Raw genomic sequence first — 11489 nt, 5'->3', positions numbered from 1 at the left:
ATTACATGGCGAAGGGAAACAGTTTATCAGTTTAATACGAATTAGGAAGGAGCGAGAGGCTCTATGAGAAATCCAAATGAGGTATTAAACAGTCTAAATACCAAAGCTAATAATGCAAATTATAAATACAAGAGACTCTATAGAAATCTTTATAATCCAGAGTTTTATTACATGGCATATTCTAAGATATATGCCAAAGAAGGTAATATGACTAAGGGTACAGACGGAAATAATATTGACGGAATGAGTATTGAAAGAATTAACACTCTTATAGACAGAATCAAAAATGAGACATATCAACCTTATCCAGCTAAACGAGTATATATAGATAAAGCCAATGGCGGAAAAAGACCACTAGGTATACCATCAACAGATGATAAAATTGTACAGGAAATAATAAGAAGTATCCTTGAGAGTATATATGAGCAAACATTCTCTGATAATTCACATGGGTTTAGACCTAAAAAGAGTTGTCATACGGCATTGATTCAAATTCAAAGGACATATAGAGGTGTGCGTTGGTTTGTTGAAGGAGATATAAAAGGCTTTTTCGATAACATAAATCATCTTACACTTATAAATATCCTTAGAAAAAGAATCGATGACGAAAAATTCATAAGGCTAATCTGGAAATTTCTAAGAGCAGGCTATCTAGAAGAATGGACATATAACAACACATTCTCTGGCACCCCACAAGGAGGCATAATCAGTCCCATATTATCTAATATCTACCTAAATGAATTAGATCAGTTTATGAACAATTACAAACAACAATTTGATAAGGGAATACGAAGAAAAGAAACTCGTGATTATGGCTACCTATCTGAAAAGAAATATAGATTGCGGAAAAAACATGTGAATTCATGGGGACAAATGTCAGAAGAAGAAAAGAGAGAAGTTAAAACACAATGGAACGAACTACACAAAAAACAACTCTCTATCCATTCAAAAGACCAAATGGATGCAGACTACAAAAGAATAGTATATACCAGGTATGCAGATGACTTCTTAATTGGAATAATTGGCAGTAAAGAAGATGCTACTCAGCTCAAAGAAAATCTCACGATTTTTCTTAAAGAAAAGTTAGACCTTGAATTATCACAAGAAAAAACACTCATAACTCATAGCCAAAAATTGGCACAATTTCTTGGATACGATATTACAATCTCTAGAGAACAGTCAACTGCAAAAACTACACACGGACGCACAAAAAGATTATACTCCTATACGCCTAAACTATATGTACCAAAAAGCAAATGGATAAAGAATTTACTACAAAAAGATGCATTAGTAATTGAAAATAAAACAGGTACTTGGAAAGCTAAACACAGAACTTATTTAAAAGATAATGATGATTTAGAGATTCTAAGTATCTATAATGCAGAAATACGCGGTCTATATGAGTACTATAAGTTAGCGAACAATGTAAGTGTCCTAAATAAATACAAATATATAATGGAATACAGTATGTATAAGACGTTCGCAAACAAGTACAACACAAGTGTTAAAAAAATACTCAACAAATATAAAATCAACGGAAAGTTTGGTATCCAATACAAAACAAAAAATGGCGAAAAAATAAGATATCTCTATGACAAAGGATTTCAGAGACAAAAACATACAGATAACAAACCAGAAGTTGATATTCTCCCAAATACATTAAAGATGTCTGGAAGAACGAGTCTCATTAAACGATTATTAGCTGAAGAATGTGAGATGTGTGGCAAAAAGAATCAAGCAATTGAAATGCACCACATTAGAAAGTTAAAAGACCTAAAAGGGAAAAAAATGTGGGAGCAGATGATGATATCCAGAAAAAGAAAAACCATGGCATTATGCCAACAATGTCACATAGATTTACATTTAGGTAAATTAGATTGATAAATGGAGAGCCGTATACTTGGAGACAAGTACGTACGGTTCGGGGGGGAGTATTTGGAAACCTATCATAGAAATATGACAAGGCGCTGGGTGCTTACCCTACTTGGAATTTGGAGGTATTCTGTTAGTCAACACAGCGAAAGGGGAACTTTCTGATCTATCCGATGTATTCGGTAAATTATGTTTATATGCCGTGCAGAATGCTGTTTTCCGTCGTAAGCCTAACGTATCTCCTTACCATCCGGTTTTAGTCGATGAGTTTGCGGATTACATTTACAAAGCATTTAAAAGTTTTCCTGCTCAATCACGTAAATATAAAGCACCTTTAATTGTTATTGCACAAACCATTAGTCAATTAGCAATTGAACATGGCCCAAGATTCATGGATATACTGTTAGGTACATTTCGTAATAAACTTGTTTATGGTGATGTTACAAATGAAGACGCTAAATTATTTAGTAAGCTAATGGGTACGAAAACAATTTATGAGGCACGTGAAGGTGATCAAGAAATTGATATGGTAACAGCAGAAACAAAAACACAAAGTACTCGTAGAACATCCTACTCTTATTCGAAAACAGAGGTACCAATTCTTTCTGAAAATGACATTTTAATTCAAAAAGCATTCCAGTGTGCTGCTAAAATTGTAAAAGATAATGCTCCTCAAGGAGGGATACAAGTAAATGCTAACTTTGTTCCTGCCTCTGAGTTTAAAACAGCTAAGATTCAAGTTGATGCAGAAGCAGCTGCTTATTGGTTAAAAATTCGTGAAGAGTCATTAAATACGGAAATTAAATATGATGATTATGTCACAGATACAGATGTTGATAGTGAAGAAACTGTAATTGAAGAATTAAGTACACCTAAAACAGCACCTACTGCAATAGAAGGTTGGTTACAAACGTTAAATCCTGATACTTACGATTTTTATAGTGATGAAGATGATACTGACAATGAAGGGGAGTTAACAAATAATCAGTCTGTTCAAGGTTACTCAAGGAATTCTGCTCCTAAGCTCGAAAAGGAGGACGCTACAGCATCAATGGCTACTTCTAATAAAACAGAATCTGCAAAAATTAATGAAGTAATCGATATTCAAAAAGAAAATGTACCAGATACAAGTAAACATAGAGAACCTATTGAACTTAACAACAAAGCACCAGTTATTACTGAAACTCCAATAGAAGTGCCAAGGGCGAAGCATACACCACAATATAGAGAGCCTGCTTACACATCGACTGTGACCCATAATCAGCAGGAACAGGAAATTCAACGAACTGCAGAAATCAATGGTAAAAATACAACATCTAACTTAACAATGCAATGGTTACAACAAATGGCTGCTACCGTTCCTCAAGATGTTGAAAATACGTTACCTTTAGATGAATTCGAAGGTGGCTCTCGTCTTCATAATCGTAAAGTAGCAGAAGTAACTCCAGAAAGTGCGGCAATTAAGGATAAACTCAGTCAATATATCGAAGGTGACATTGATCGTGATTGATATACGAAGCATATAACGAATATTTCTACTGGTAAAAAGGTGTGGGGCGTAACCCCATACCTTTTTATTATTTCAAATGTAACTTTCACTAAGAGGATCATTTCTTTATGCTAAAATTTAATGTAGCATTGAAATAAAGTTACGCTACTTTATCTCTTTAATCAAAGAATTATAAATAAGCTAAGATCAAACTTTTTTTATAAAACATAAACCTGTCGGATAAGAAACCATAGAATACGGTTTAACACAATATTTTTAATCGAACTGTATTTTAAAGCCACACATGTTACCATCGTTTATTCAAGTAAAGACAATCAAAACTTAATTGTTGAAATAACAAGAGGAAAAGATGTTTTCCCACAAAAATCTTTACAAGAGATCAATGCATTTGATAAAACTCGTCAAGCATTCAATCAGCAAAAAAATGAATCACATTATGTATACTGGAATGAAAATGACGTACATTATCAAATTTATTCATCTAATGTAAATAAGAAACAATTAACAAAAGATGAACTTTGTACAGTTCAAAAGTCTTTTTCTGTGAAATAGTAGTTACGTATTTTTCATCGAGTTTTTTTAGATAACATCAAGTATTGATAGTATCTTTTTAAAGATACTTTTGTTTTAAAACCTATTTTATTTACTAATTCATCCTCATTTATTCCTTGTTTAATAAGACGAAAAATAAACGTATTTCTCATCTGTTGTGCAGAAATACGTCTACCTAATTCTGCTCGTTTTACTTCCAGTCGAATCATCTTCTGTATAGCAACCTCAGATAAAGCCTTTGGTGCATCATTTTCGTAAACCCATCGATAAGTACCTCGATTAAAATCAAATGCCACAAATAGGGGATTATCTGTGTGCTGTCGAGGTCTTACAGATTCAGGGATAGTCGAATAATATTTGTAAAGCTGTTTTGTATCTTCGGCTGTTAAGAAGACGGATCTAGTAACTCCGTTTTCTCCTGAAACAGTTAAAGTGTTCCTAGCAAACTGTATATGGCTCATATTAAGCGATACAAGCTCTTGCAATGACAAACCGTAGTTTACTATTAAATTAATTATACAAGCGTTTCTATCCATGATTAGAGGCCGATATTTAGCTTGTCTCTCTGTTAACCCCTTAGTTGATAGAACAGTTTGTTTTAAAAGCTTCTCTTCTAATTCGGTAATAAAATCATTGTCATTTAATGATTGATCCGGAATTAAAGAGAGATGAATATCATCTAATGGACTAACTATTCCTAAAAACGTGTGTAACTTTTTTAAAACCACCCATATCCTGTGCCTTGTTTTAAGAGAATATTCTCGTTTGTTTTCTAACATTGAGAAATAAGCTTGATAATCATGAACGGATATTTCATTCCATGATTTGATATGTAAAAGCAACTCATTTTCATTTAACCATCTATAAAAATCTTTAATATCGTATGCATAGCGTTGGATTGTAGAATGTTTTCGCCCTTTTTCACTTAAATATGTAGAGAAAGCTTTTAAATTCTCCTCTAAGCTAATTGTCTCGTTCAATATAATCACCTAATTTCTTTGGATATATTATAACAGAAAACAAGTAAAAGACCTGCTACCGCCCTTTGCTACGCACGGTTGCTGGCATATCCAAAAAGGCACTACAAAAACTAATCCCCAAACAATCCCTTTAAAAAATCCAATCTCGTTATAGGTATTCCTTTCTATGTAAGTTGTTTCTTTTAGTGCAGCCATGTGTAATCCTCCAATATAAATTGTTTATTAAAATGAAAAAAGACAAACCTAGTCCTGGTAGGGATACGTAGGTTTATCCTTTTGTATGAGGGTAATGATCTGTTTAATTAAACTCATTATATTTCAAATTACCAATATATTTAAGTTTTAATTTTAATATTGTTGATAACTCCCCGGTTTTAAAAATCTAATATAAATATATATCTTAAAAAATAAAAAAATAAAAAGATGGAACTTTTATAGGTAATGAAAAATAAGGTGTAAATATACTCTCACAAGAGATTATTAGATATACGAACATAAAAAATCATAATTGGTAATAAATAGAATCAATCGATTCTTTAATTATTCGGCTTCAATTCTACAAAAAAGCAGAAAGTAAAATATATTTACATACATGAAATCACAAAAGAATTAATACGAGGCATCTTATATTTATACATTACTTTTTAAAAAGCTAAACATTCCTTTTTTTTGAAAATCAGGTTATTCAACCTCGACTTATAAACAAATTGTTCACAATCTGCTTAAGATATATAAACATAATTAAGTGTTTCCACATAATACACATTATTTTTGATGATTTTTATTAGGTAAATACATTTACCTTAGTAATTATAAGGATTATAGGTAATTTTTATTCACATTTAATGATTTTTGTCCTCATATCAACAGTTTTTTAATATTTTCTTGTGATTTTATGTAGGTATAGCAAGATGATATTTTATCGATAATAGAATTACTTTCTATATTGATGTGGAGAGTTCGATGTAGAAGAACGAGAATTTGAATAGATATGTATAAAAATAGACTTCATTTTAAATGAAGTCCTTCTAATTTGGTCTTTATTAATGGAGTAGTTAAAAAGGAATACTAATGAAACAAACACTAATAGCCCTCTACTTTCGAAATTTTTGAAAATAGGGGGCTCGTTACACTTATTTTATTGCTATTGCGTTTAGTACCTGATCTGCAGATTTTATTGTTACACCAGCTCGTACTAAACGTTCAAAAGTACGCATAAATTCTAGTAAATTAAACGATTGTGATAGTTCAATTACGCGCAGATGTTCTTGCGGTAATCTATCAATCTCTTCAATAAACCATTCACGTATATCGCTTGGAATAGTACGATCTTTATGACCACGATTTTTTAATTTCTCACGCATTTTAATTTCCAATGCGACATATGCATGGACATTAACGCCCTGGTCATATGCATATTTTCTAAATAATGTTTCTTCCTGGTATTTTAGGTAATTACGGTTATAAGATTCTTCATTCGCGGGTACTGCAAATTTCTGTTTCAGTAGTGCATATACACTTTTAAATATTTTCTTAATGTTACGAAGAGAGTACATGGCATAATGTAGACCGAAATTAAAGACAGCTTGTTCACGGTCACTATTTCTCTCTTTTGGTATATGCTGAGCGATAAGAGGATAGATACCTTCTTTCGCTGCAGTATCAAGAATTTTATATTGAGATGTTTGATATAATAGTTTTTTTAATGTATATACAATTTTCTTTGGAAATCCTTCTTTACTGTCAATCATGTCGCGAAGTCCACGAATTACACTCCGAATTTGGCGATGTGAAGTATGCTTTAATACATGAATAAATTTATCCATGTCTGCAGACAGTTCACCGATATTCATTTCTTGTAGGAGGTCTTCAATGAATCTTGCTTTACGAGCATATGTAGCTTTTGGTGTAAACGGATCCCTATGATGAACATTCCCAGATTCTTTTGTACATAAGAAGTCCGGATGGATAGATAGATATAATGTTGTATATCGTTTTGTATTTTTTACCCCTTTTTGCATTTTGCAAATTTTGAATAGGGGAGTACCCGTACTTGGGACTACTGTAGTTAATTCATCTATAACTGCATGGATTTGATGTGGATATTTTTTATGTAAGTAACGATACATCCCACCAAAATGAGTTTTGTTTCCTCTTTCGTCCAGCTTGTCTAAAGAGCGTTTTAATGTTGTTTCCCTATGTTGTTGCATAGCAATGTCTAAGAATAGCTTCTTAGCTGCTACAGATAGTTTAAAGAAAGCCTTTGTAAATACAACAGGACTAATATATACATATGGATTTGCCTTTTTTGTTTCCTCATTCGTAAAATGAGTCAATTTAATTGTATATCGGCCATCTACCCCATTTTTAATAGAGATAATATTATGTAAGCTTAACTTTTTCAAAGCGATATAGAATTGAGAATGCTGAATGTATGCTAATTCTTCTTTATATTGCTTGTAATCTTCCCACATCATATGTACTGTTACATTTGGAATAATACCATTAGTAAAACATTTTTTATGAAGGTATAAGAATACTTCAAGATCTGCATTTGTAATACCATATAATTTATGTTTTCTTCCTGTTTTCTCTGCAAGTGCAGATATTGCGCGACGTGAAAAAGATGGTTTGGCTTTTTCGACAAAACCGTCAACATCAGCAATACGGTCTTCATATGTCATGTGCTGTAGAATATCTTCTAAATATGTATCTTTATAGCTGTAGTATTTCTCTTCAAATGTTTCCACAAATTTTTGCCATGATTTTAATGTTACTAGCACAGCATTGGTTGTTTCCCCATTTAAACTACGTTGATTTCTTATTACAAATGATTTCCCCATCTTTTTCACCTCCATTCTACAAATTCGGAAATATATGCCAAAAGACTATAAAATATACCAATTTTGATTATAGCAAAATGAATTTTGTAAAAATGTGCCCTTTAAGAGAGAATTTTAAAAAAAGCAACACCTTATGAGTCTTAGAGCCACAAGGGATTTAAAAAAAGTTTGAGATTTTTTTTGGTACGCGACTTGGGAAGAGGTGTTGCTCTTTTCTTGTATGATGCTATTTATTAAGAATAGGAAAAATCCTTTAATATCAATACTTCATAGATACTTTAATTAATTTTCGGTACGCAACTTGGGAAAGATGTTGCTTATTTTTTAGGAAAATAGGTACGCGACTTGGGAAAGGATTTTTGTGAAATATATAGATTATTTTTGATTGAATATCTTTAATCGTCTGATATAGCAGCGTTTGTAGTAAATTTTGATAGCAGGATAGGTACGCGACTTGGGAAAGATGTTGCTTATTTTCAATGGAAAATTAAATAATTTAAATATTAGGTGTTGCTTGTTGCGAAAAATAAGTACGCAACATGGGAAGAATGTTGCTTGTTTTAGTAAAAGAGTACGTAACATGGGAAAAGCGTTGCTCATTTTATATTAAAAGTACGCAACATGGGAAAGATGTTGCATGTTTTATAGGAAAGGTACACAGGGTGGGAAAGATGTTGCACGTTTTGTAGAAAGGTTATGCAAGATGGGAAAGGTGTTGCATGTTTTGCAGGAAAGGTACGCAAGATGGGAAAAGCGTTGCATGTTTTATAGGAAAGGTACACAGGGTGGGAAAGATGTTGCATGTTTAACTTATAATTAGTGTAAAACGAATTTTGTAAACTTAATAAAATTAAATGTATTGTTGCTATTACAAATACGAAAGGTAATTCTTGAATAAAAATTTATATTCGTGGGATAGGGAAGAAGATAGAGAATTTATTATTTTTTACTATTTATACTAATTTAATTCTATTATCTTATTGTATTAAATAAAATATAATATATAATTTTATGAATATAATAAGGTGATAGGAGAAATATATATGCTGGAAAAATTGAATAGATTTATGTTTGATTTACCTATAATTTGGTTTGTATTACTTATAGTATTTGGATCATTTTTACTTGTGATGCCATTAGATTTATTTTTACCCGCAATAAAACAACATCCAATAAAGGAAGAACCCGCTATTATACAGATTTTAGTAGGAGTATTTGCGGCACCTGTATATGAAACAGTAATTTTCCAGGTATTTTTATTTTGGGTATTAAGTTGTATTCCTCTTATTAAAGATCGTGATTATCTTATCATTTTAATAGCATCGATTATATTCGGATTAATTCATTCAGATGGTATCACTTATATAGTCGCTACAGCAATAATTGGAGTATTATATAACTATGCTTATTGGGTATATCAAAAAAAGAATGAAAATGTAGAAGTTACAATATCTGCTTTTTGGATTGTTGTTTTGATTCACTCACTACATAACTCTATTGCTGTTATAGCATCACAGTTATAAATGTTTTAAAGAATACTTTATACTATTAGTAGTGGATTTTAAGTTAATAATTAAAGGGAATTGAGTTGTTTATAAAAAAAGGCATAGAGTGTTTTTCTATGCCTCTTTTTTATGTGAACTTATATTTATTTGTTTACTTTCATTCCACCTTAAATAATGGATTTATGTCAAATCTACTGAACCCTCAAAGCAAACCTTTATAAAAAGGTTTGTTAAATATTATTCCCACTACTCATAATCAATTGCATTTTAATTTTCTTTAATAAGTGTTCATAAAAGTTACCTGCTTCTGGATAGATACCTTTCTCATGGGCACTTCAGTTTACAAAAAGATATTAATTGTTCATGATTTTTTTGTGAGCTAAACAATAGGAATACTCATTGGAATGCTCAATAATAATATATCCTATCGAAACTCTAATTAGAATGGTATGAATGATAAGTAGCAATTGATATAATTGTATTAGGAGCATTTAGGAGGATTATTAGTGGAAAAGTTAAAAGTACTATTTCAAAACACCTTATATATAGCATACCCTCTACTAACTGGAGTTGAGGGTAGTGAAAGAGTTTTAAATAAATGGCAACAGTTCTATCAAGATGTAGAAAGAGACTTACAGGCAATTTACAACTCAACTTATTCATCACAGACTTTTGAAAGGTTAGTGAAATGGGTTTCTAAAAAGGAAGCCTTAGGTTTATCTGCGATAGACATTCTTCCAAAATTAGATAATCATAAGGAAGAAATTTTCGAATGTTTAAAAGACGACTTATATATGGAATTTGGAATTAAACTGCCTGTTATCAAAAAAGAATTGCCTTTAGATTCAGAGGCTAAGAGCGAGTATATAGAACGAAGTAATGCAGGATTTATGTATCATTTATCGGACACCATTGCTAAGAATAAGTTTACAGATGATCAAGATAAAAATGTTCGTATTGCGCAATTGCAGGATAAACAAAATAGTCTAGTCGTAGTATCGTCACACGACGATGGTGATATGAAGTTACAAAGGGAAGAGTTAAAAAGATGGAATACTTTGATTGACTCTACTTTTTTAACACGAGTAATGGATGATTTGACGGCGGACTGCCTCGATATTGTTACAGAACTATGGGTAAAGAGTGCAGAAAATGATAAGACTATTGTGCCTGTACATTATGAACAAATATTAGATATGTGTAATATGAAGCAAATCAAAAATGGTAAGGCTTATTATCGAAAAGAGGACAGATTAAAGATTATGGAGCGTTTAGCTGCTCTTGCTAGTATTTTTATCTATGTTAATGAAGATAATGAGATCGTGATATTGAATGAAGAGGATCCGAATGAAACACTAGCATATAAAAAACAAAGAATTAGAAGATTGTTTGTAATGGATGAAATTATCATTGCAAAAGATATTGATACGGATAAAACATTAGGAATAGAGAGTATGAACGTTACTCCAGGTAGTTTTTTATCGAAATATCTATATGGTTCTGAAAAGTTAACAGGTTTATTATCTAAGAAAGCATTGGAGTATAACAGCAAGCAGCAGAGATATCACAAAAGGTTAACTAGATATCTAAGTTGGCGCTGGCGTATTCAACAATCATATCAACATCTAACTCATTCATATAGTATTGGTGGTCCTAAAGGGCTATTACAAGTAATGGAGATAAGTATGAATAGAAAACCAAGCCTAATACGACAAGTTTTCGAAAAGACGTTAGATGATCTTATGAGAGACCAAGTAATTCAAGAGTGGAAATACTCTCCTGAAATCGATGAAGAAAAATGTAAGGGAAAAAACTGGTTTGAAAACTATTGGTTAAAATTGAAAGTCATTATTTCTCCTACAAATGAACTTGTTAAATTACAACAAGAGTTAATAACTAAGAAAAATAAACAACAGGTACCATTAGTTATCGAGATGGAAGAAAAGCCATCAGTAATTGAAGAGAAGCCTGTAAGTATACTAAACCAAGAAATTCCTAATAGTATTGAGTTCTATATCGAAAAAATGAACACGTATAAAGAGAAGAATAATAAAAGTATTCGTGGGTTAGCGAAAGAAATTGATATTTCGTATTCAACGCTTTCAAGGATGTTATCCGGTCAAAGAAAACGATTAAATGATGATACAAAAAATAAACTGGATAAGTGGATAGAGAGACAAGAAGTAATGAACTTATTATAGAAAGCCTATAAAAATGATAAGAGGGG

5 protein-coding genes and 1 pseudogene are annotated in these 11489 nt (G+C 31.5%); 4 read left to right on the top strand and 2 right to left on the bottom strand.

Annotated elements, in window-relative coordinates:
* The first annotated feature begins 63 nt into the window (after nucleotides 1–63).
* Nucleotides 64–1881, top strand: coding sequence for a reverse transcriptase/maturase family protein (locus MKY00_RS28720; RefSeq protein ID WP_001245661.1), 1818 nt, complete (start codon nucleotides 64–66; stop codon nucleotides 1879–1881).
* A gap of 100 nt (nucleotides 1882–1981) precedes the next feature.
* Nucleotides 1982–3382: pseudogene (locus MKY00_RS28715) on the top strand (TraM recognition domain-containing protein); the annotation flags it as partial.
* Between the two features lie 566 nt (nucleotides 3383–3948).
* On the opposite strand, the gene MKY00_RS28710 reads toward MKY00_RS28715, so the two are convergent.
* Both MKY00_RS28710 and MKY00_RS28705 read right to left on the bottom strand, forming a co-directional pair.
* On the bottom strand, nucleotides 3949–4923 hold the full coding sequence (locus MKY00_RS28710) for a tyrosine-type recombinase/integrase (protein ID WP_002037656.1): 975 nt from the start codon (nucleotides 4921–4923) through the stop codon (nucleotides 3949–3951).
* A 1124-nt stretch (nucleotides 4924–6047) separates the two neighbouring features.
* The gene (locus MKY00_RS28705) at nucleotides 6048–7757 is read right to left on the bottom strand and encodes a hypothetical protein (RefSeq protein ID WP_000520256.1); all 1710 of its coding nucleotides are present in this window, start codon (nucleotides 7755–7757) and stop codon (nucleotides 6048–6050) included.
* A gap of 1043 nt (nucleotides 7758–8800) precedes the next feature.
* Here MKY00_RS28705 and MKY00_RS28700 point away from each other — a divergent pair.
* Both MKY00_RS28700 and MKY00_RS28695 read left to right on the top strand, forming a co-directional pair.
* Complete coding sequence (locus tag MKY00_RS28700; RefSeq protein WP_000890575.1) at nucleotides 8801–9280, top strand: CPBP family intramembrane glutamic endopeptidase; 480 nt, start codon at nucleotides 8801–8803, stop codon at nucleotides 9278–9280.
* A 488-nt stretch (nucleotides 9281–9768) separates the two neighbouring features.
* Complete coding sequence (locus MKY00_RS28695) at nucleotides 9769–11463, top strand: hypothetical protein (RefSeq protein ID WP_000413214.1); 1695 nt, start codon at nucleotides 9769–9771, stop codon at nucleotides 11461–11463.
* Nucleotides 11464–11489 lie beyond the last annotated feature (26 nt).

Source organism: Bacillus sp. FSL R9-9834 (assembly GCF_038006905.1).
Classification (GTDB): Bacteria; Bacillota; Bacilli; order Bacillales; family Bacillaceae_G; genus Bacillus_A; species Bacillus_A pacificus.
This window is presented reverse-complemented; position numbering and strand designations above follow the sequence as displayed.